Raw genomic sequence first — 23,824 nt, 5'->3', positions numbered from 1 at the left:
AAATTATGAGTCAGCCATCAGCCTTCATCACGTAAAGCATCAATAGGTTTGATGTTAATAGCCCGCTTGGCCGGTATCAGACCGGCAAACATGCCCGAAATTACCAACACGGCCAAAGCCGAAAGTGCCATCTTTAAATCGACCTGCGGATTTCTGAAAAATAGCTCCTCGCCTCCAGCTTCCAGGGCCATGCTTAGCAGTTCCAGTAAGCCAACGCCAAGCGAAAGTCCGACGTACCCGGCCATGACTGTCAGGAAAACACTTTCAGCGACAATGTGCGTAATGATTTTTCCAGGAGTTGCTCCAATGGCCCGTTGAATTCCGATTTCCTGCGTGCGTTCTTTAATAATAACCAGCATGATGTTACTCACCCCGATGATTCCGGCAAACAAAGTTCCGATTCCAACAATCCAGGTTAGCACCTGAATACCGGTGAACAGAGCATTGAACTTGATAAATTCGGCTTCAATATTGAAGGAGCCAACGGCTTGTAAATCATCTGGTGCAATTTTATGCCGTTCTTTCAAAATCGTTTTCAACTTGTCCTGCAAATCGCTCACACTATGCCCTTTCTTTGCTGTTACCGAGAAAAAATGAATCACGTTGCCGTAATTGTAGGCTGTTTGCATGGTCGTGAACGGGATAATGATGGTCTCTTCCTTTTTACCGCCGCCGATATTAATTTTTGTTTCCGGATGAATGACACCAACCACCTGGAAATAGACACCACTAATCTTGAGGTATTGACCGATCGGATCTTCATCTTTCGCAAACATGACTTCAACCACGCGTTCGCCAATAACACAAACTTTGCGTTTTTCGCGCACGTCTATTTCATTCATCAAGCGCCCTTTTATCGGGGTCCAGCCGTCGATCTTGAAATAATCCGGATAGTCGCCATAAATATTGAAAGCTCCGGTGCGTTCGCCACGCACGGTATTGTCACCATCTTGCTGCCATCCAAAAAGGCGAGGCGACAAGTATTCGACTTCCCTTACATTTTGACGAATATATTCGATGTCCTGATTGTCGTAATCCCAGCGTCTTCCCCGTTGAAATCCCTCAAAAGGAACACTTGTACGCTCGGTCCAAAAGAAAGCAGAGTTCGTCGCAAACGATTTCACGCCTTCCAACACGCCATTCTCCAAAGCACGGCCAGCTCCCGACATAATGATGAGCATAAAAATCCCCCAAAACACACCAAAGGCTGTCATAAAGCTGCGCATGCGATTCTGTTTCAGCGCGCTTAGTATTTCTTTCCAGAGATCAAGGTCAAACATGGTTTGTTATTTTGAGGGTTATTCGTCTCTTAAGGCAACAATAGGTTTAATACTGGCTGCACGTTTTGCAGGAATATATCCGGCAATCGTTCCCGCAACAATCAACAGTACCGTCGACGCAACAGCAACTCCAAAATCAACGGTCGGATTCAGAAAAAGGGTATCGCCTTGTTGCGCTCCAACATCTCCGGCAGACTGCACCATCATGAAATTGATCAACTCCATCAAACCGGTTCCCAGTACTAATCCGATGTAACCAGCGATGGTAGTAATCAGAATAGACTCCAGTAAGATCAGCCCAATAACTGAAGATGGACTTGCACCGATCGCTTTTCGGATGCCAATCTCTTTGGTTCTTTCTTTCACCACAATCAGCATAATATTGCTGACACCAACAATACCGGCAATCAGCGTACCGACACCAATAATCCAGATAAATATTTTTATTGCCTGGAAAATACGCATGGTTTGGATATAGTTCTCCAACTTATTATACATGCCCAAAGCACTATCATCTGTTTTATCGAAACGAAGTTTCCGGGAGAACGTATTCCGAATATTCTCTTCAATTTCCTGGCTTTCCTCCAATGTTTTACCGTTGATGGTAATAGCGAAATTATGAAGCCGGTTCGATCCGTTGAAAATCATTTGTGCAGTGCTAACCGGCATAAACGCATTGCGGTTCCTGGTCGATTCCGGTTCAACACAAACACCAACCACTTTGAAAGGTACGTTGTTGACCTTCACATATTCGCCCAAAGCAGGCTTATCTTTAAATAAGGCTTCTCGAATGTCCTTTCCCAGCACAACCACTTTTCGTTTCTCCTGAATGTCAACCTTGTTAATGTACCGGCCTTCCAGCATCACATTCTGATCCACATCGTTCAATTCCGGATGACAGGTAACCGTGGTATATTCACCCGATTCCTTTCCATAAGAGTACCGGGTATTTCCCATGAAGTAACGGCCCGAAACTGTTTCGACCCCAGGTAAGCTTTGTAAAACATCGTAATCATCGTTGTGAAAACGAATTGGACGCCCCGACTTCAGACCTTGATAAGGAATGGTTGTTTCACCGCTCCAAATCCACATGGCATTAACAGCATCTCCCATGAAGTTTTTAGCCACACCGTTACTCAACCCATTTCCGGAGCCCAACAGAATCATCAGCATAAAGATTCCCCAGGCAACCGAAAAGCCGGTTAAAAAGGTGCGCATTTTATTTTTTTTGATGGTGGCAAGAATTTCCTGCCATTTATCGATATCAAACATGGGAAACGATTTAGACAGGTTGCAGTTCTTTTGAATAGCGTTCACGGAAATCGGCTAGCTCGCCATTGAGAATCACTTCATCGATTCGCCCGTCTTTCAAACGGACGATCTTCTGAGTCATCGAAGCAATATCGTGCTCGTGCGTCACAATAATCACGGTGATTCCTGCATCATTAATTTCTCGGAGAATCTCCATCACTTCGTATGAAGTCGATGTATCCAACGCACCCGTTGGTTCATCAGCCAGAATAATTTGCGGTTTCGAAATCAATGCCCGGGCAATCGCTACACGCTGCTTTTGTCCACCCGACATTTCATTCGGCATGTGTTCAGCCCATGGCTTCAATCCCAACCGATCCAAATATTCCATGGCTATCATATTACGCTTTTTTCGGTTCACCCCTTTGTAATAAAGAGGTAAGGCGACGTTTTCCATGGCATTTTTAAACGAGATTAAATTGAACGACTGGAAGACAAAGCCGACCATTTCGTTACGCAATTGGGCAGCCTTCTTTTCCGTCATATTCGAAATTAATTTACCCCCCAGGTGATAACTTCCCTGATCGTAATTATCTAAAATCCCTAAAATATTCAGTAAGGTTGATTTTCCGGATCCGGATGAACCCATAATCGAGACAAATTCGCCTTGATGGATGTCCAGGTCAATGCCCTTCAAAACATGCAGCTTATTGCTTCCCATCTCGTACGATTTGTGAATGTCGGTTAGTTTAATCATGGCTTATCTGTTAAAGTTTCTGTTTTCTAGCTTCAAAATTCACGATTCTAAAATCGTTTTACAGAACTATTTCGATGAACTGCGGATTTTCTGGCGTGAATAACCTTATAAACATGGTAACTTGGATTACCTAATACCTGCTATCATCAGCCTGTATGATCATACGACGATCTAAATGGCGCGACGTTACACCAAAGAGCAATTATTTTTTCTTCCGTCGCTTTGAATCCAAAACCAGAGCGAGAATCGGCAAATTGCTGAAATTTGACCATCTTTGCCGTCTAATTATTTTCGACCATGTTCAACAAATTCCTTCACGCAATTCGCAAAGTTTTACCGGATGGATTTATTCTGGGAATCCTGGCGATGATCCTGCTAGCTAAAATTATTCCCGGTATCGGTGGCGATGGAAGTCTGCTTGAGCTGTCGGTGATAATCAAAGGCGGAATTGCCTTGCTTTTTTTCTTCTATGGGTTGAAATTAAGCCCGGAGAAACTTAAAAACGACTTGAGCAACTGGCGGCTCCATCTTCTCATTCAAGTTATTACCTTTTTGATATTTCCGCTGTTGTTGCTGCTCTTCTATCCAATATTTAAAGGAAGTGAACAGGAAATCCTTTGGCTTGCGGTTTTCTTTTTGGCAGCCTTGCCAAGCACCGTCTCATCATCTGTCGTGATGGTATCCATCGCTGGAGGAAACATTCCCAGTGCTATTTTCAATGCCAGTGTTTCGGGCGTTATCGGCATCATTCTAACACCTGCATGGATGGGCTTGTTCCTGGATCAACAAGCAGAAGCCTTCGCCTTTGCTGATGTCATCCGTGATTTAGTCATCCAAATTCTCATACCGGTTACTGCAGGATTAATCATGCATCGGTTTTGGGGAAATTGGGCGAACCGAAATAAAAGCAGGATCAGCTTGTTTGACAAATCCGTCATTCTGGCAATCGTTTATCGCAGTTTTAGCGACTCGTTTCTGAACGGCATATTCAGCAGTATTCCGGGTTACTCCCTGCTGATCCTTTCGGCCTGCGTCATTGCGCTGTTTTTCATAGTTTTTGAAGGAACAAAATATATCATCTCCCTGATGAACTTTAACCGGGAAGACCAAATCACCGTTTTATTCTGCGGATCTAAAAAGTCGCTCGTCCACGGCTCAGTAATGGTTGGCGTTTTATTTGCCGGCAGCACCTTAGGAAGTCTTTTTCTGGTTCCTGTAATGATCTACCATGCTTTTCAACTGTTCTTCATTAGCATAATTGCCCGAAAATTCAGTCTGGAATCTCGCGTGAAACATTTATAAGATCAAGCTTCTCAGGCATCTTTATCCAATATTATTTCTATTTTAGCAGGTGCTAATCGACCGATTTCAATGAGGAGATACTTGCTGACAATACTACTTTGTTTTGCGGGCCTTGCCTATGCACAGGAGCGTTTTACCTTTGGGCATCTGGCTACAGAAGATGGCTTGGCCAACAATTCCGTTCGTTCGATGCTGCAGGACAAAGATGGTTATTTGTGGTTTGGAACGCTAAACGGCTTAAGCCGCTATGACGGTCAGCGTTTTGAGAACTTTTTCTACGATCCTTCTGATCCCAATTCCATAAGCAACAATAAAGTTCGGGAAATTTTTCAGGATGGAGCCGGCTATATTTGGACAACAACTTACGATGATATTACACACAGGTATGATCCCCGCACCGAAGAATTCATCAATTTCCCATCAGTGTTTGGAAAGGATTTTTCGGATTTCACCGTACATTTCACTTACGAAAGCTCACCCGGAGTTGTCTGGCTTTACATGGCAGGTCACGGTTGTGTGCGAATAGTCTCATCTCCCGATTCACCATATTACACCTGGACCTGGTTCAACGAAAACAACCTGCTTAAGACGAATAGTCTCAATTTCATGCAACGTTCGATTAACGGCGGACTGTGGATTGGAAGCGAAAGCGGACTCAGCTATTTTGAAAACGACCAGATCGATCCCAACAACAAAGCGGCCGCAACCCACTACTTTGCTGAAGATCAGGTTAGTACAACGCAATTATACGAACATCGGGATACCTGTTGGATTGGATGTAAAACAGGTGAATTTTATGAGCTTACTTCCGGAAAAATGAAACTCATCTGGAAAAGCAATCATTCCAATAGTTCATTCAATCAATTTTGTTTTATAAAGGAAAGTAAAGGCGGATTCATTTACGGTGGCACACGAAACGGGATCCTTCAATACAACCCAAAAACAGGTGAAACAAAACACCTTACAGCGCGAACGAGCGACTTGGGAACAAACTATATTACCGGCTGCTATCAGGATCGCAAAGGAGATTTTTGGCTTATTAGTGCATTGCGTGGCGTCATTTGGTTCAGACCCTCAACGATGCAGTTTAAGCACTTTCCATTAAAACCGGAAATTCGGCAGTCGATTGTTGAAGGTGAAAAACAAATCTTTGTTGAAGACCGGAACGGAACCCTTTGGGTTGGAATATACGGAGGTGGAATTTCCCGATTTAATCGGGAAACAGAAACGTTCCAACAATACCTTCACGAAGAAAACAACCCGGCAAGTCTATCATCGAACCTAGTTCTTTCGTTGTTTGCCGACAACTCGGGAAATATATGGGCAGGAACCTACAAACGGGGACTGGACAAAATTAACCTGATACAGAACCACTTCAACAATCGTTCGAACGACTTCAATCAAAACGTGGACTTCCAAAGCGAAATCCGTGCGGTTTTCGAAGATAGCCGCCGTTGGATTTGGACTGGGAATAAGCGTGGTGAGGTCGTTGTTTATAATCAAAAATTAGAAGTTCTTTTCCGTCTAAACGATATTCTGGGGGAACAGGGAATCTCAACAGGTACCTATTGCTTCGAGGAAGATCAGTCCGGTAACATCTGGGTTGGAACAAAAGGCAATGGTATAATCGTTTTAAAAGGATTGCCTAAAACAGGCAACCGCCTGCAAACAGAGCCGGAGATCGTCAATTATGCCAAATACTCGGGCGACAATACGATTTCGCACAACGATGTTTTCGACCTTTACTCCGATCACTTGGGGCAGATGTGGGTGGCCATGTATCACGGAGGGATCAATGTCATCCGCAATCCGCTAAAAGAGGATCAGGAAATCTTGCGTTACCTGCGAAATACGGATGATAAATTCTCGATAACCGATAACCGGGTTCGTTGTTTTTTGGAAGATCACAATCACAACATGTGGATTGGAACAGCTAACGGATTGAATTTTCTGAATCACGAATACCTTCAAAGCGATAACAAAAAGTTTATTCAGATTCAGCAAACGAACCAACCGGAAAGTATCTCATACAACGATATCATCTGCCTCTTTCAAGATTCTCGTAAAACGATCTGGATCGGTACCTATGGAGGCGGTGTCAACCAATTTTTGGGAACAAGAGACGGCCGCAACTTCAACTTCGCGCAGACAACGACTGCTGACGGACTCTCGAGCGACTTAATTCTTGGATTTGTAGAGGACCGAGACCAAAACCTGTGGATTAGTACTGACTTTGGGTTGGGTAAATTCAACCTGATATCCCGGAAAATCGAGAATTTCTACGAGTCTGACGGGCTGATGGAAAATTCGTTTTCAGAAGGCAAAGGAATCTTTAGCTCCGGTGGTTCAGTTATTTTCGGTCACCTATCCGGCTTCGTGTGGTTTCAGCCTTCACAAATAAAAAAACAGGAACGTCAGGTTCCGGTTGTTCTAACCGATCTGCAAATCAATAACCAAACCGATAAAGCGATACTTCGACAAGCCCGCCAACGTATCGAGGATCCAAGAAAGCCAATCAAGCTAAAATATAAACAAAACTTTATCACGTTTGAGTTTGCAGCACTCGACTTTAAAGCTCCGTCAAAAGTTCAGTACGAATTCAAACTCGAAAATTATGAACGCAGTTGGAATAAAACAGGCAATCTGAATAAAGCCATCTACCGGGAACTTCAGCCCGGCAACTACCTTTTCAGGCTTAAAGCCAGCAACAGCGATGGCTTGTGGGTAAACCCCGAAATTCAGCTACCAATAACGATCAAGTCTCCCCCTTGGGCAACAGCCTGGGCTTATCTGTTTTACATTCTGTTTGCAAGCGGAATCCTTTTTCTTGTTCGCAGATTCACGCTGGAGCGAATCAGGCTGAAACATGAAGTAGAATTTGAGAAACAACTAGCCGACGATAAACTAAAATTTTACACCAGTATCTCACACGAGTTCAAAACACCGCTGGCATTGATTTTGGGCCCCGTTGAAGATTTGCTGGCCGATAAAAGCCTCCCTCCGGGTGTATCAAATCCGTTGCGGATGGTCAAACGCAATACCCGCCGCCTGTTGGAATTGATTGAACAACTGATGGATTTCCGAAAAATTCAAAAAGGATTCCTGAAGAATGAAGTTACTCCCGGCAATGTGGTCTATTTCCTTTCCGAGATTGTTCAGGCTTTCCGTCCACTGGCTGAAAAGAAAAAGATTGAATTCCAATACATTCCTTCTGAAGATCGCCTGGACGTCAACCTTGATTTTAAATCGCTGGAAAAGATCATTTTCAATTTACTTTCTAACGCCTTCAAACACACCGGTGAAGGCCAGCGGGTTGAATTACGACTAGACATGGACAAGGACGACCAGAAAGTTGAAATCGCTGTTATTGATGAGGGTGAAGGAATCCGGGAACAAGAAATTCCTCACCTGTTCGAGCGATTTACGTTTGGCAAACGTTCACGCTGGAAAGATGAATCGAGTACCGGTATTGGACTATCGCTGACGAAAGAACTCATCGAGCTGATGGGAGGAGAGATTCGTGTTGAAAGTACGTTTGGCAAGGGAAGTCGTTTCTGCGTTGTGATACCCTACACCGCAACAGAAACTCCAGTTAACCTGGTTCAGGAACTGGATTATACCAGTCAATTTATTTCAACCGAAGAAGAACCTGAAACAGAAACCCCGGAAGCAACGAATGGAAAACGCATACTCAAAAAACAAACAATCTTAGTTGTCGAAGACAATCCAGACTTGAGAAGCTGGCTGGCCACCCAGTTGGGACAAAAATACACGGTCCTTCAGGCTGAGAACGGCAAGATCGGTGTGGAGATTGCGAAGAATGAAGACCCCGAATTAATTATTTGCGACATCATGATGCCAGAAATGGATGGTATTGAATTGACCAGCATCCTAAAAACTGAGTTCCACACCAGCCATATTCCAATCGTTCTGCTGACTGCCAAATCACTGGAGGAACATAAAATTGAAGGAATTGAAACTGGCGCCGACGACTATATCACGAAACCCTTCAACATGATCTACCTGCAAAAACGGATCGAAAACATTTTGCGTCAACGTAAAAAGCTAAGGGAGCGTTTCAGCCGCGACTTGCTGACTAAAACAGATGAACTCAGTCCGTCAACCGCCGATCAGGAATTTATGGACAAAGTGATCGGACTGATAGAAGAAAATCTGACTGATCAGGAATTCTCTATCGACAATTTATTGCCACATTTCAACTTTGGCCGGACAGTATTTTATAAAAAGATGAAAGGCATATCCGGTTACTCACCGAAAGATTTCGTTAAAATCATCCGAATGAAAAAAGCAGGAGCCCTTCTGTCAGATCCATCAACTTCGGTTAGTGAGGTCGCTTTTGAGATCGGATTCAATGATGCCAATTATTTTAGCCGACAATTTAAAAAGCACTTCGGAGAGAATCCGTCCGACTACCAAAAAAGGCAAAAAGTATCCAGTCCATCCGAATAAATCGCCTCCTGTTTTTCATTTTTGCCAAACTAAAATTTAGCATTCAGATCGCCTAAGTTTGTCATTTCAACAATAAGCTTCAGATTCAATCCTTAATTCTGCCGAAATCTCCAAATCCTGCTATACAACCTATGTTTTCGCCCAAAAAACCAGTTTGTCATGGCATTTGTGTACAAAATTACAGGTTCGAAAAGGGTCAATCTGCGATCTTTGTCATGTGCTTCAAACCAAAAAACCAGCACCAACTAATTTGACTATTTGCTATGCTGAACCAACCGAAATACAAATTGCAAAATTCACCAATCAGAATACACACTGATTTGTCTTCAGCAGCAATTGGCACATCAAATTCGACTACTACAATTATTTATATAGAGGCAACAGAAGATTTGGCACTTTGCCGCAAACTTAACTACACAATTCAAGATAATGTCTCCGGATCCTTCATTGAATCCGGAGACCAGTTGCCCAAGCATTTTAGTTCGACGAAAAACTACTACTACAAATACTACTGCTACTACTACTACTCAATTATTTCTCAAGCTGGACAGAACCGGCAATTGGCCCGGGGAGATCAATCGTCATTGCACGAATGATTTTCCCGGTCAGTGCCAAACCAATAAGAACGATGAAAACAAACTTAATCATTATGCTTCTGCTGGTATTGTTCTTTTCTGCCTGCCAAAGCCAGAAGCTACCGGTTATTGAAACCGGTTCGCAAACACCCATGCCTGACGCATGGATTGATCAGGACACCGGTCATAAAATCATTCACCTTGTTAATCGGGAAGGGGACAACAGAAGCTTCTATTTCCACAATAATCCCTTTCTTCCGGCTACTGAAAAGATCAATGAGAAAATGATTTTTTCGGGAAGAGTTGACGATGGATCACAACTGTTTGCAGTCGATCTAAAAACCAACGAAGCGGATCAGATAACCAATAAAAAAGGAGTTTCCGGCGAAATTTTAGGAACCAAAACCCGCAGTGTCTATTACCAATGCGGCGATAGTGTTTTTGTCTCCCAAGTAGAAACTAAAGAAACCCGGTTAATTTTTGTTTTTCCCGATAGTATTCGCGGGCACATAACAACTGTAAATGCCGATGAAAGCTTATTAGCGGGAGCCATTAGCTCGCCGAAGGAACGTGAATTGTTCCGCCAGAACCCGGAGAAAACAGACTATTTCAACATTATATACGAAGCCAAACTGGAACGTTCACTTTTCACGATTGATGTGCAAACCGGTGAGTTGAAGAAGATATTTTCAGATCATGCCTGGTTGAACCACATTCAGTTTTCACCCACCGACCCGGAATTTTTGATGTTTTGCCATGAAGGCCCCTGGCACAAGGTAGATCGTATTTGGACGATTAACATCAATGGAGGGAATCCCAAGTTGATGCACAAGCGGACAATGGACATGGAAATTGCAGGACACGAGTTTTTCAGTCCCGACGGCAAACGCATATGGTTTGACCTACAAATGCCTCGCAGCAAAATATTTTTCGTAAGCGGCACCGATGTAGCAACCGGAGAGGAAAAACGCTACGAATTAACCCGCAATGAGTGGTCGATTCATTTTACGCTCTCACCCGACCAAACACTTTTTGCCGGAGACGGAGGCGATCCCGGTCAGGTTGCAAAGGCTGAAGACGGCATGTGGATTTATCTTTTTCATCCCGAAGGCGATCATTTTCGCTCCGAGAAATTGGTAAATATGAAACATCACAATTACAAATTGGAACCGAACGTTCATTTTTCGCCCGACGGCAATTGGATTATTTTCAGGGCCAATTTTGAAGGACACAGCGATATTTACGCTGTGGAATTGACAAAGTAAGTCGACCCAATAATTGAAAGAACTTAAATCACCCAACGCATAGATTGCATTGAAATGAAAAAAAAACTAAACCAAAAACTAATTCTGGCACTTAAAACAACAACAGCCTTATTGGCTGTTTTATTTGTGATTTCAGCATGCAGCTCTCGCAAACAGGGTCCTGCACCAAGCTGGCCGGATACAACAAACACAACCCACCCATGGACGAGGTGGTGGTGGCACGGAAGTGCCGTCAACCCTTCGGATCTAACCGCTAATATGGAACAGTTGAAAGAAGCTGGCTTTGGTGGTCTCGAAATTACCCCAATCTATGGCGTTAAAGGCATGGAAGATCAAGACATCAGCTTCCAATCCGATAAGTGGATGGATATGTTCGAACATACCCTGAAAGAAAGCAAACGACTAGGAATTGGCATAGACCTGGCAAACGCTTCGGGCTGGCCTTTTGGTGGCCCCTGGATCCAAGCCGATAATGCCTGCAAATACGTAACCCACAAGCAATATCACCTGAGAAGAGGACAAAAACTAACTGAAAAGATTGAATTTATTCAAAAACCAATCTTGCGCACTGTTGGGACAAAACTGACATTGAAGGACGTAAAATTCCCGATTAGCAGCAATACCAATCTGCAGGATATGGCACTTGATCAGGTCCGCTTCGACAAACCGCTTCCGTTGCAAACGCTGATGGCTTATAGCAGCAAAGGCGAAGTTCTGAATCTAACCGATAAAGTTGATGCCAATGGCCAATTGGATTGGACTGCACCCGATGGAGATTGGGAACTTTACGCTGTATTTCAGGGCTGGCATGGAAAAATGGTTGAACGTGCCGGCAAAGGTGGTGAAGGAAACGTCATTGATCATTTCTCGGAACAAGCTGCCAAACATTTTCTGGCTTTTTACAATTCAACAGCTACCGGCCACGATCTATCAGGTTTGAGAGCTTTCTTCAACGACTCGTACGAAGTTGATGACGCATCCGGTGAATCGGACTGGACTCCGCTTTTCTTCGACGAATTCAAGGCGTTTCGGGGCTATGATTTGAGAGATCACCTTCCTGCTTTATTCGGAATGGCGTCTGAAGAAATGAACAGCCGTGTACTTTGCGACTACCGCGAAACAATTTCTGATTTGTTATTGTACCGTTTCACCAAGGTATGGGCCGACTGGGCCAAAAGTCATAATGCGGGAATCCGTAACCAGGCACATGGCTCACCGGCCAACATTCTCGATTTATACGAAGCGAGCGATATTCCGGAAACTGAAGGAACAAATCCCATGTGCATCAAAATGGCAACTTCGGCAGGTCATGTGAGTGGCAAAAAACTGATCGCCTGCGAGGCCGCCACTTGGTTAAATGACCACTTTCTGGCAACGCTTTCCGAATCAAAGGAAAATTTCGACCGCTACCTGGCCAATGGAGTGAACCACATCGTTTACCACGGAACACCGTATTCACCGATTAACGAAACATATCCCGGCTGGATGTTTTATGCTGCGGTTCATTACGCGCCTACCAATTCCTGGTGGACCGACTTGAAAAGTTTGAACCAATACGTGACCAACAGCCAGTCGTTTATGCAACATTCGGCGCCGGACAACGACATGCTGCTCTACTTCCCAATTTATGACGCATGGTCGCAACATGGTCGCAGTATGCTCCGCCACTTTGGAACACACGGCGAAGAACTAACCCAAGAGTTGAGTGAGATGCTGCTGAAAGCCGGCTACTCATTCGATTATATTTCAGACCGTCAAATTCAAACGCTGAAAGGCGAAAAAGATTTAATCAGATCGAAAGGAGCAACCTATAAAACGATTCTGATCCCAACATGCGAATACATTCCGCTGGAAAGTATGCAAAAGTTGAAAGAATTGGCAGAAGCCGGAGCAACAGTAATTTTCGAAAGCAAATTGCCATTGGATGTTCCTGGTGCGTCGAATCTGAAAGAACGACAACAGACCTACGATGAACTGATTAGTTCCATTGATTTTCAACCGGAAAACAACATGGAAGTTGCCCGTGTTGGCAATGGCTTTTTTGTTTGTTGCTCAGATGTTCCCGACATGCTGAAAAGACGCGCCATATATCCGGAAGAAATGGCCTCACTGGGTTTGTGGTTTAACAGGGTAAACAGGGTCGAAGGCAAATGCTATTTCATTTGCAACTGGACTGACAAAGCTGTTGATCAATGGGTGAAAGTTGAATCATCAGGCGAACAAGCTGCCTGGTTCAACCCCATGAATAAGACAATTGGAAAAGCGGAAATCAAAATGATATCCGATAACCAGTCTGAAGTTTACCTGCAATTGCAACCAGGAGAAACCCTTATCCTGCAATGGTATCCCTACGGCTTCGAGCTGAACAGCTATCCATTGTACAACCAGGAAGTCTCTAAAAACAAGTTGACCGGAGACTGGACTGTTTCCTTCATTAACGGAGGACCAACACTCCCTGAAACGATCACCACGAACGAACTGAAATCGTGGCCTGAAATTTCTAACGAACTAAAAGTTTTCTCGGGAACCGCTTCATACAAAATGCAATTTGCCAAACCAGCTGAAAATGCAGCAGCCTATTTGCTCGAATTGGGTGAAGTTTACCAATCGGCAAAAGTGATCTTGAACGGTGAAGAATTACAGACACTCTACGGACCGGTATATCAACTAAGCATCCCGAGTGAAAAATTCAAAGAAAATAACGAACTGGAGATCAGAGTTTCAAACCTAATGGCCAACCGAATGATCCAAATGGACAAAGAAGGCGGTAAATACAAAAAATTCTACAACATTAACTTTGCCGCTCACGATGCGAAGAATCGCGGTAAGGACGGACTTTTTTCCGCAGTAAATTGGGAACCGCTTCCATCAGGATTGGTAGGTCCGGTGTCGCTCTCTCCTCTTGAACCAAAAAACCTAAACTAACATGAAAATAAAACTATTCGCATTAGGGCTGCTGATCACAGCTTTCGGCTGTAGCAAGCATCAGGTTGAAAAAATTGACCGTCACGCTCTGGTAACCAGAAACAATGTACAAGTCGAAGGTTTTGACTCACTGGCAAGCCTTTCGGTCGGCAACGGCAATTTCGCGTTTACGACTGATCTGACAGGACTTCAATCCTTTTATTCTGAATATGAGAATGGTGTTCCACTCGGAACCCAAAGCAACTGGGGATGGCACACAAATCCAAATACAGAAGGCTACGAGTGGTCAGAAACACTAAAATACTGGGATGTTGAAGAACGCCAGGTTCCTTATCGTCACCAACTAAAAGATAATCCTCGTGCCAATGCTGCCTGCAATTATTTCCGGGAAAACCCTCACCGCTTGCACCTGGGCATGATCGGCCTGAAACTGACAAAAACTGACGGCACACCAGCCGTTCTATCCGATATTAAAAATGCCGATCACGAATTGGACATGTGGACAGGCAAAATCAGTAGTTCATTCGAATTTGAAGGAGAACCGGTTAAAGTTGAAGTTTACTGTCACCAGGACCAGGATCAAATTTCAGCCCATATTGAATCCCCCCTAATTGCCAAAGGCCAGTTAGCGGTACAATGGAAATTTTCGGCGGGAGTAGCTGAAAACACGCATGCCGGATATGACTTCAATTCGCCTGAAAAACACCAGTCGATTCTGAAAGAGAATGAAGAGAATCAGGCTAAAATCCATCGCCAATTGGATGAGGATAGTTATGAAGTCGCGATGAACTGGACAGGTGATGCCAGTTTGGCGGAAGCTGAAGCTCACACTTTTGTTCTTCAACCCAAAACAGGCGAAAGTCTTGAATTTAGTTGCTTGTTTGAACCGCGAGAAGGTGAACAAACAATTGCTGATTTTGGAACAACCAAACAAAACAACGAAACGAAATGGCCGGCATTCTGGCAATCCGGAGGTGCTGTCGATTTTTCAGCATGCACCGACCCTCGTGCCAAAGAACTGGAACGAAGAACTGTGCTGTCACAATACCTGATTCAAATCCAAAGTTCCGGCACATTACCTCCTGCTGAAACAGGTCTCACTTACAACAGCTGGTACGGCAAATTTCACATGGAAATGCACTGGTGGCATATTGCTCATTTTGCGCAATGGGACCGTCCGCAATACATGCTCAAGCAACTAGATTACTACAATCAAATCTCTGACAAAGCAAAACAAACTGCAATCGATCAGGGTTACGAAGGCGTACGCTGGCCAAAAATGATTGGACCCGATGGAGAGAATAGTCCTTCATCAGTTGGTTCGTACCTTATCTGGCAACAACCGCATATCATCTGGTTTGCTGAACAAATGTATCGGGCAAATCCAAGCGAAGAGACTATTAATCGCTACAAGAAATTAGTCTTCGCAACAGCTGATTTTATGGCCGACTTCCCCGTATGGAGCGAAGAACAGCAACAATACAACCTCGAACCACCACTCATTCCGGCCCAGGAACATTGGACGCGCGAAACAACAGAAAATCCGCCTTTCGAACTGACCTATTGGCATTGGGCATTAAGCGTCGCTCAGAAATGGAAAGAACGCGCCAATGAATCCAAAAACGAGAAATGGGAAGATGTTCGTTTAAAACTGGCTAAGCCAGATCAAGCTGATGGCGTGTACCTGGGCGTGCAAGGTGCAACCGATTCTTACACGAACCACGACTTGATGGAAGATCACCCGGTTGTTTTAGGAGCCTATGGAATTCTTCCTGACTGGGACAAAATTGATCCTGAGGTAATGCGCAAAACCATGCATGTTATTGCCGAACGCTGGGATTGGCCGTCAACCTGGGGTTGGGATTACCCAATGGCAGCCATGTCGGCTGTGCGTTTAAGTGAACCCGAGCTGGCACTTGACTTTTTGCTGAAAGATGTACAGAAAAATACTTACCTGAAAAACGGACACAACTACCAGAGCGAGCGTCTGCGTGTTTATCTGCCGGGCAATGGTGGTTTCTTAACAACTATCGGAATGATGTGCGCAGGATGGGAAGGTTGTACCGAAACAAATCCGGGCTTTCCGAAAGACGGAAAATGGAACGTAAAATGGGAGAATCTGGAGCCTATGTTTTAGGTAAAAGCTTTCAAATACAGAACTAGAAACATGAAATTTATAATGATGAACACGAAATTTTTGTTGGCTTTATTGCTACTACTAACCAACTACACTATTGATTTGTCAGCCCAAGACCGGAAAGAAACGATATTTCTTTCCGGTACTGACAATGAAAACACCGTAACATGGGACTTTTACTGCACTGCCGGCCGTAACAGCGGCGTGTGGTCTACAATTGAAGTACCCTCGCATTGGGAGCAACAAGGTTTCGGAGAATACGACTATGGCCGAGACTACCGTACCTACGGCAAAAAGTTTAAGTTTTCGGACGAAACCGGTATCTACAAACACAACTTCACTGTTCCTGCGAACTGGGATGGGAAAGATGTTTTCATTGTTTTTGACGGTTCGATGACCGACACAGAAGTGAAAATTAACGGCGAGTCAGCCGGACCGATTCACCAAGGGGCATTCTATCAGTTTCGTTACAATATTACCGACAAACTGAAGGCCGGCGATAACCAGCTAGAAGTGACGGTTCATAAAAATTCGGCAAACAACTCGGTAAATCGTGCCGAACGCTACGCCGACTACTGGATCTTCGGTGGCATTTTCCGTCCGGTTTATCTAGAAGCTTTTCCAAAAAGTTACATCGAACGGGTAGCAATCGCAGCAAAAGCTGATGGTTCATTCAGTTTGGATGCCTTCCCTGTAAACACTGTGAAAAAGCAAACGATACAAGTCGAAATCATCGATGCTGACGGGACCATCGTTCAAACCTGCGAAAGCAAAATCAGTCCGAAAGATTCACTGGTTACCTTAACCTGCAAGCTAGACAACCCGAAAACATGGACGGCTGAAACGCCTAACTGTTATTCGGTAAAAGTTAGTCTGAAAGAAGGAAATACGACCAAATACACACTGAGCCAAAAATTTGGCTTCCGTACCATCGAGATTCGTCAGGGAGACGGCATCTACCTCAACGGGGTCAAAATAAAAATGAAAGGGATCAACCGTCACGTCTTTTGGCCGGAAACAGGTCGTTGCAGTAACGCAACCATCGATTTGAATGACGTGAAACTCATGAAGGAAATGAACCTGAACGCCGTACGCTGCGCCCACTATCCACCCGACAAAAGCTTCCTGAATATTTGCGACTCTCTGGGGCTTTATGTTTTGGATGAATTGGCCGGTTGGCAAAATGCCTACGACACAGAGGTGGGTAGCAAACTGGTTCACGAAATGGTCATCCTCGATGTCAATCACCCATCAATCATTTTCTGGAGTAACGGGAATGAAGGTGGTACCAACAAAGAACTGGATGACGATTTTGCGATTTACGATCCGTCAATCCGCCCGGTTATTCATGCGCATCACCGCCCGGGCAACGACTACAACGGTATTGATTGCAACCACTACGAAAACTACCACAGCTCCGAAAAAATATTGGATGGCGACTTAATTTTCATGCCGACTGAGTTTCTGCACGCTCAGGATGACGGCGGAGCAGCTGCTGGCTTAGCCGACTTCTGGGACTTGTTCTGGAACTCGAAACGCGGAGCCGGAGGTTTTATTTGGAACTTCTCCGATGAAGGCATCGTTCGTACCGACCTGAATGGCACCATCGATGTAAACCGGGTAAATGCTCCCGACGGAGTTTTGGGGCCACACCGCGAAAAAGAAGGCAGTTTCTATGCTTTACGCGAAATTTACAGCCCTGTCAAAATCGACCTGAATAAATTACCCCCCCATTTTGACGGCACAATTGCTGTCGAAAACCGCTTCAATTTCACCAACCTGAATGAATGCAAATTCAGCTGGGAGCTGGTCAACTTTACGCAACCTGAAGCTCGCGGTGCGGGCCACAACGTAATGGAAACCGGAACCGCAACATCGCCGGATATTGCTCCGGTTGCAAAAGGCGACCTAAAACTGAACTTACCTTCAGACTATAAAAAATACGATGCCCTTTACCTTCGTGCTTTCGATCAAAACGGCGACGAACTGTATTGCTGGAGTTGGAAAACCAACGGAAACAAGAAAGAAGTTTTACGCCTGGTCGAAAAACAATTGAGTTCAGAAGAAAAAGCTCTTTTAGAAGAATTGAAGGCGCAGGGGGTTGAAGAAGACAACATCTTGCCCATTGAGCAACAAAAAGGCGATGCTTCAGGCCTCAGCACAAAAGTTGAAGTAACCGAAGGCGACGACCAAATTACACTGAAAGCATCGGGAATCGGTGTAAGCTTCAGCAAAAAAGATGGCACTATCCAAAAAGTAACCAACGATTTCGGTTTGCCGATTCCATTTGGCAATGGTCCCATATTGGTTAGTGGAAATGCAGAACTAACTAGCCTCAGTCACCACGAAATTGATGGTGCACACGTTTTGGAAATGACCTACAGCGGCGACATCAAAAAATTGAGCTGGACCATGTACAACAGTGGATGGTTGGAACTGAATTACGAATACCAGGTAGCCGACAAGCAGTTGTTTACGGGTATCAGCTTCAGCTTCCCTGAATCAGACATCATCAGCGCGAAATGGTTGGGTGACGGCCCCGCACATGTTTGGAAGAACCGCCTCCAAGGTGGCCAGCTGGATGTGTATGAACGCATGTACAATACCATTCTACCAGCTACAAATAGCTGGGGCGAGCAATTTAAAGGATACTACGCCAATATCAACTGGATGGAATTCAACTCCGTTTATGGCAAGTTTACTGTTGTCGTTCAGGAACCGGATTTGTTTGTCCGACTCTTTGATTTCTACGGCATTTCAGGTCCTGAAAACTACCCGAAACTACCTGTCGGAAATATTAGCTTCCTGGATGGCATTCCGCCGGTAGGATCAAAATTAGCTATGGGTATCAGCAACGATACCTGGAACTACGGTCCTTCCGGTGAATTGAATGTGATGGAAAAACCGGTTAACCGAACGATCTACTTTTATTTCGGATTGAGATAAGTAAAAATTGAATATTGTTTTGAAAATTAGTTTACGAATAGTTTGTTCATCATGGCATAAGCAGCAGTTTCGATTGCTGCTTATTGCCTCTTTTTGCGCGCTGTTCACCCTCAATTGCCAGGCACAAACGCCAATGAGACACTGGTCGGAACAAGAACGCAAAATGCGTTACACACCCGAACATGGTGACTTTGTGATCGTGAACGGTGAAAAGCGTTTCAACCGTGCCCTGTACGGCTCGAACACCGGCTTTCGGGTTGAAGCTGGTGATCTACCTGAATTTAGCTTGTACATGCCCCGGCTGGGAGGTACTTTGCGACTTGGGTTGCAGACCTCAACAAGCTCAAAATGGCTAATTGAATGCGACCACATTGAAGCTCGTTACAACAGCGGCAGCATGCGTTATAAAATCAAGGATGAATTGCTCGCCAGCGAAGAACTAAATTTGAAGTTGCTTGCACTTCCTGACGCTGATGGCATGATTTTACAGATGGAAGGTGAAGATCTTCCCGGTGACCTGAAACTTTTCTGGGCTTTTGGTGGCGCTTCAGATAAACGCTTCTCGCGTGAAGGCGACTTGGGCGCTGATCCTGAATCTGTTTTTTACCTAACCGCAGATAAGTGCGCAACCAACGAATACGTCCTCAACGAAAACAATTTCGATCTGTATTACGGAGCCGAACGCAGCCAGTCCGACAACGAAGTTTATGAGAATGATTACACCCCGACTCCTGAAGAACTGGAAGCAAGCCGACTGAAAAGTAAAAAGAAAATATCCGGTGTATTCCCTGAAGGATGTCGTTTGAGACTGTCGGATGCTGCTCACCAGGAAAGCCCAAACGATTTCTTCAACAGCGATGCGGACGATGCTCCGGCCGTTTGTGGACAGCTTGATTTGAAGGACAAGCAGACCGAATACCTGTTACTGCTCAATCCTGAAACAAAAGAAACACCCAATTACGAGGAGTTGCCGGAGCTTTTTGCCAACGCAGAAGAAGCACGGCTTGAACTGGCAAATCATTTCCGAATGAATACGCCCGATGAATACCTTAACGCGGCAGGAGCTGCTTTGGCAGCAGCGGCAGATGGTGTTTGGGACGGCAAAGCATTCATGCACGGTGCCGTTGCCTGGCGCATGCCACTGAATGGATGGCGCGGAGCCTATGCCGCCGACTGGCTGGGCTGGTCCGAACGTGCAGAAACTCACTTCCGTGGCTATTTCAAAGCCCAATATACCGAGCCGGCAGACCGTCCGAGTTCTGCCGATCCGAAAACCCACCTTGCCCGCCAAAAAGAAGAAGCCGGTACCGAACTATTTTCTGATGGTTACATTAGCCGCAACCCCGGAAAAATAAACAAGCCCCATCACTACGACATGAATCTGGTGTTCATCAGCCAGCTGTTGTGGCACTACCGATGGACAGGCGACACTGCTTTCATTCGCGAGAGCTGGCCGGTTTTGGAACGCCACCTGGCTTGGGAAAAAAGAAATTTTGATGCCAACGACGACGGGCTCTACGATGCCTATTGCTGCATTTGGGCCAGCGATGCTTTACAGTACAGCGGCGGCGGTGTCACCCACTCTTCAGCCTACAACTACCGGGCAAATCAAATGGCTGCCGAACTGGCACCTATTGTTGGTAAAGATCCGGCACCCTACCTGGCCGAAGCCGAAAAAATTAAGTCCGCTGTAAACGCGCAACTTTGGCTGCCTGAAAAAGGTTGGTTTGCCGAATACAAAGATTTGATCGGCCTGCAGCAAGTCCATCCGTCGGCTGCCGTTTGGACCATTTACCATGCGATTGACGAAGGACTTGCCGATCCGTTCCAGGCTTGGCAAAGCACCGAATATGTTGACCACGAAATTCCTCGAATTCCGATTCAGGGAGAAGGTGTTCCGGAAGGCTTTTACACCATTTCAACCACCAACTGGATGCCTTACACCTGGTCGATTAACAATGTTGCGTTGGCGGAAGTATTGCACACGGCCCTCGCCTATTGGAAAAGCGGCCGCAGCAAAGAAGCCTTCCAACTCACCAAAGGAAGTGTTCTCGACTACATGTTTATGGGAAGCAGCCCCGGCAACTACGGGCAATTGTCGTATTACGATACCTTCCGTGGCGAGCTTTACCGCGATTTTGCGGATCCCATCGGCGTAGCATCACGCGTATTTGTAGAAGGATTGTTCGGTTTCGAACCAAATCTGATGCAAAACGAAATTAGTCTGAAGCCGGGATGGCCATCCGAGTGGCAGTTTGCGGAGATGGAAACGCCCTACCTGAAAGTCGACTTTAAACGAAACGGAACAATCGACCGCTATACGATTGAAAATCATTTCAGTAAAGAGCTTCGACTGAACCTGGCATTAACAGCCCGTAGCAGCGAAATTCGTTCCATTAAAGTAAACGGAATGGAAACTGAATGGGGTTGCGATGAAAATGCCATTGGCAAGCCTGTGATCCTGGTAAAAACTGATAAAGCAACCAAGTACAAAATCACGGTGGAATGGGGCGAAGAAAAAATCAAAAAATTATGGACAGATTCGGTCTATGCTGACGGGAGCACAATTACCTTGCAAAGCAAACAAGCCGACATTCTCGCAGTTAAAGATCCACAAGCGGTTTTGAAAAATATTCAGCAGAAAAGCAAGGAACTGAAAGCACAATTAACAGGAGAACATGGCGAACGAACCTTTTTTGTCTTGCTAAAACAGGACAAAATTAGCTGGTGGCAACCCATTGCATTCAACCTACAACCAGCAATAAAATTTGAATACGCCAAGAACCAACCTGAAGGTAAAATCGAATTTTCAGTTCGGAACAACAGCCCAAAGGCCATAAGCGGAATACTGGGCGTGAATGATTTTACGAAGAAAATAACCATTCCCGCTAAATCGAAGTCTGTTTTGATTTCCGTTTCAAAAGGGCATTTGACAGCCGGCAGCAATCCAATTGAATTTCAGACTAACAAGCAACGGTTCACCGATGTAATCATCAACTGGCATATTGCGGAAAAAGGTCATTTCGAAACCGTTGCGATGACGGACTATTTCAACGACCGAATAACCAATATTTTTACCGAGCAATACACGTCGCCACGTTCACCCCATCCCACGTTGTCTCTGCCAATTCAAGGCATTGGAGACTGGTGCTCGTACAAAGAACACGAAGAAATTGATGACAGTGGACTGCGAAAGGTAGCCGGAAACGGACAAGTTGAATCGCCGCAAGGTATTCCTTTTGCAACCCCTTCAACCGAAACGAATAACATCATTTTCACTTCGCAGTGGGACGTTTACCCGGAAAATGCAGAACTTGCGTTAAGCGGGAAAGCCTCACGCGCCTACCTGCTAATGGCCGGATCGGTTCACCACATGCGCATTAACCTGGTCAACGGATTGATAGAGGTAAATTATACCGATGGAAGCAGTGATGTTCTGGAACTCAGAAGCCCCGAAAATTGGTGGCCGATTGAGCAGGATTATTACGAGGATGGCTTTGCATTCAACGTAAATGCCCCACGTCCTCCGCGCTTGTTATTGAAAACCGGAGAATGGCGCATGGAAACCTATCCGTTGTTATCAAAAAACCAAACCATCAAGATTGAAGGTGGAGCGGCCAGCTTGCTCGATTTGCCTCTCAACCCGAAAAAGGAACTGAAAAGCCTTCAGCTTCGTACGCTCTCAAATGACCTGGTGATTGGATTGATGGCGGTGACTTTAAAAAGAGATGAATAACGAAACACGATAAGTGAGTACCGGAATTTGAAACTGACATGAGCACACGACGACAATTTATACAGCGCAGCTTGTTAACCGGAAGCCTTCTGATGGTTCCCGGAGTTTCGCTATGGGCCAGAGATGACGGGAAAACTTACGACAAAAAAGATATTTCAGATTTTTCGAAGCGATTGAAACCACTGAACCGAATCTTGGAATTGGAGGGATATTACGTTTGGGGCTGTAGTCCGATCGTAGACGCTGACGGCAAGTTCCATGTTTTTTTTTCGCGCTGGGATGCTAAAAAAGGAATGGGTGGTTGGATTAAAGGAAGCGAGATAGCTCATGCTGTAGCTGATAAAGCAGAAGGGCCATATGAAAATATTGAAACAATTTTGGCTCCGCGTGGTGAAGGTTTTTGGGATGCGACGACCTGCCACAACCCACACATCAAATTTTCACAGGGGAAATATTGCCTCTTCTACATGGGAAACTCTAACGGACGGACCAATACGAAGCGAATCGGTGTGGCTACTGCCGACTCACTAAACGGCCCGTGGAAAAGATCGGAACAACCGATTTTAGAAGCCGGAGAACCTGGTGCCTGGGATGATCATTGCACCTCCAACCCGTCATTCATTAACTATCCTGATGGCGCCTGCTGGCTCTACTATAAATCGTGGAACACCGAAGAATACGAACACCCGGTTGATCCTAAAATCAGGGGAAACCGCAAGTACGGACTGGCCGTAGCAGAACACCCGGAAGGGCCTTACTCCAAATACAGTAAAAATCCGATTATCGATTACTCCCAATTCGGCAATAACCGCCAATTGGAAGATGGGAATGTATTCATGGAGAATGGTAAGTTTTACATGGTGGCCCGCGACATGGGACGTTTCGACCACGAAGTGGGAATTATCATAGAATCAGTAGACGGCATTCACTGGTCGGAACCAAAGATCAGCTATTTCGGAACAGCTCATTACATGGAACAACCGGAAGCGCCACCACATCTGAAAAAATATGGCCGTTTTGAGCGACCACAAATCCTGATGCAGCAAGGCAAACCCACTCATTTATTCGTAACTTCACAGGGTGGAAAATACCAAACTGCCTCACCTTTTGTATTCAAAATCACAACTTAGATTGAAACTTCAAACAAATAACATTCAGGGCTTAACCCTACAAAACAAAC

General features: G+C 45.1%; 12 protein-coding genes. 9 read left to right on the top strand and 3 right to left on the bottom strand.

Annotation, left to right across the window (positions count from 1 at the left end; translation table 11 throughout):
• Nucleotides 1-17: 17 nt before the first annotated feature.
• From GJV22_RS16325 to GJV22_RS16315, 3 genes are read right to left on the bottom strand one after another with little or no spacing between them, the layout of a single operon-like run.
• On the bottom strand, nucleotides 18-1,280 hold the full coding sequence (locus GJV22_RS16325; RefSeq protein WP_163716243.1) for an ABC transporter permease: 1,263 nt from the start codon (nucleotides 1,278-1,280) through the stop codon (nucleotides 18-20).
• A gap of 18 nt (nucleotides 1,281-1,298) precedes the next feature.
• A complete protein-coding gene (locus GJV22_RS16320; RefSeq protein WP_163716241.1) occupies nucleotides 1,299-2,552 on the bottom strand; it encodes an ABC transporter permease in 1,254 nt (417 codons plus the stop codon).
• Nucleotides 2,553-2,562: 10 nt separating this feature from the next.
• Nucleotides 2,563-3,288 carry an ABC transporter ATP-binding protein gene (locus GJV22_RS16315; RefSeq protein WP_163716239.1) on the bottom strand — a complete coding sequence of 242 codons (726 nt, stop codon included), beginning with the start codon at nucleotides 3,286-3,288 and terminating at the stop codon, nucleotides 2,563-2,565.
• A 297-nt stretch (nucleotides 3,289-3,585) separates the two neighbouring features.
• On the opposite strand from GJV22_RS16315, the gene GJV22_RS16310 reads away from it, so the two are divergent.
• The 9 genes from GJV22_RS16310 (at nucleotide 3,586) to GJV22_RS16270 (ending at nucleotide 23,774) form a co-directional block, all read left to right on the top strand.
• The gene (locus GJV22_RS16310; protein ID WP_163716237.1) at nucleotides 3,586-4,590 is read left to right on the top strand and encodes a bile acid:sodium symporter family protein; all 1,005 of its coding nucleotides are present in this window, start codon (nucleotides 3,586-3,588) and stop codon (nucleotides 4,588-4,590) included.
• Between the two features lie 69 nt (nucleotides 4,591-4,659).
• Nucleotides 4,660-9,060: a hybrid sensor histidine kinase/response regulator transcription factor gene (locus GJV22_RS16305; RefSeq protein ID WP_163716235.1), complete on the top strand. Its 4,401-nt coding sequence runs from the start codon at nucleotides 4,660-4,662 to the stop codon at nucleotides 9,058-9,060.
• Between the two features lie 263 nt (nucleotides 9,061-9,323).
• A complete protein-coding gene (locus GJV22_RS16300; RefSeq protein WP_163716233.1) occupies nucleotides 9,324-9,656 on the top strand; it encodes a hypothetical protein in 333 nt (110 codons plus the stop codon).
• Nucleotides 9,657-9,688: 32 nt separating this feature from the next.
• Nucleotides 9,689-10,900, top strand: a complete 1,212-nt coding sequence (locus tag GJV22_RS16295) for an oligogalacturonate lyase family protein (RefSeq protein WP_163716231.1) — start codon at nucleotides 9,689-9,691, stop codon at nucleotides 10,898-10,900.
• 54 nt (nucleotides 10,901-10,954) lie between these two features.
• Entirely contained in the window at nucleotides 10,955-13,825 is a 2,871-nt protein-coding gene (locus GJV22_RS16290) for a glycosyl hydrolase (RefSeq protein ID WP_163716229.1), read from the top strand.
• 1 nt (nucleotide 13,826) lies between these two features.
• Entirely contained in the window at nucleotides 13,827-15,962 is a 2,136-nt protein-coding gene (locus GJV22_RS16285; RefSeq protein WP_163716226.1) for a hypothetical protein, read from the top strand.
• Nucleotides 15,963-15,992: 30 nt separating this feature from the next.
• Entirely contained in the window at nucleotides 15,993-18,908 is a 2,916-nt protein-coding gene (locus tag GJV22_RS16280) for a glycoside hydrolase family 2 protein (protein WP_205461913.1), read from the top strand.
• Between the two features lie 133 nt (nucleotides 18,909-19,041).
• A complete protein-coding gene (locus tag GJV22_RS16275) occupies nucleotides 19,042-22,644 on the top strand; it encodes a DUF4450 domain-containing protein (RefSeq protein ID WP_163716219.1) in 3,603 nt (1,200 codons plus the stop codon).
• A gap of 38 nt (nucleotides 22,645-22,682) precedes the next feature.
• Complete coding sequence (locus GJV22_RS16270; RefSeq protein ID WP_205461912.1) at nucleotides 22,683-23,774, top strand: glycoside hydrolase family protein; 1,092 nt, start codon at nucleotides 22,683-22,685, stop codon at nucleotides 23,772-23,774.
• The last annotated feature ends 50 nt before the right edge of the window (nucleotides 23,775-23,824 follow it).

It is taken from the genome of Mangrovibacterium lignilyticum (assembly GCF_010882175.1).
Taxonomy (GTDB): domain Bacteria; phylum Bacteroidota; class Bacteroidia; order Bacteroidales; family Prolixibacteraceae; genus Mangrovibacterium; species Mangrovibacterium lignilyticum.
Note: the sequence above shows the minus strand (reverse complement) of the source record. Positions and strands in the feature narration are given on the sequence as shown.

What these genes read in the sequence shown, in the direction of transcription:
- GJV22_RS16325 (WP_163716243.1), bottom strand. Translation starts at nt 1,280, where the DNA reads ATGTTTGACCTTGATCTCTGGAAAGAAATACTAAGCGCGCTGAAACAG.
- GJV22_RS16320 (WP_163716241.1), bottom strand. Translation starts at nt 2,552, where the DNA reads ATGTTTGATATCGATAAATGGCAGGAAATTCTTGCCACCATCAAAAAA.
- GJV22_RS16315 (WP_163716239.1), bottom strand. Translation starts at nt 3,288, where the DNA reads ATGATTAAACTAACCGACATTCACAAATCGTACGAGATGGGAAGCAAT.
- GJV22_RS16310 (WP_163716237.1), top strand. Translation starts at nt 3,586, where the DNA reads ATGTTCAACAAATTCCTTCACGCAATTCGCAAAGTTTTACCGGATGGA.
- GJV22_RS16305 (WP_163716235.1), top strand. Translation starts at nt 4,660, where the DNA reads ATGAGGAGATACTTGCTGACAATACTACTTTGTTTTGCGGGCCTTGCC.
- GJV22_RS16300 (WP_163716233.1), top strand. Translation starts at nt 9,324, where the DNA reads ATGCTGAACCAACCGAAATACAAATTGCAAAATTCACCAATCAGAATA.
- GJV22_RS16295 (WP_163716231.1), top strand. Translation starts at nt 9,689, where the DNA reads ATGAAAACAAACTTAATCATTATGCTTCTGCTGGTATTGTTCTTTTCT.
- GJV22_RS16290 (WP_163716229.1), top strand. Translation starts at nt 10,955, where the DNA reads ATGAAAAAAAAACTAAACCAAAAACTAATTCTGGCACTTAAAACAACA.
- GJV22_RS16285 (WP_163716226.1), top strand. Translation starts at nt 13,827, where the DNA reads ATGAAAATAAAACTATTCGCATTAGGGCTGCTGATCACAGCTTTCGGC.
- GJV22_RS16280 (WP_205461913.1), top strand. Translation starts at nt 15,993, where the DNA reads ATGAAATTTATAATGATGAACACGAAATTTTTGTTGGCTTTATTGCTA.
- GJV22_RS16275 (WP_163716219.1), top strand. Translation starts at nt 19,042, where the DNA reads ATGAGACACTGGTCGGAACAAGAACGCAAAATGCGTTACACACCCGAA.
- GJV22_RS16270 (WP_205461912.1), top strand. Translation starts at nt 22,683, where the DNA reads ATGAGCACACGACGACAATTTATACAGCGCAGCTTGTTAACCGGAAGC.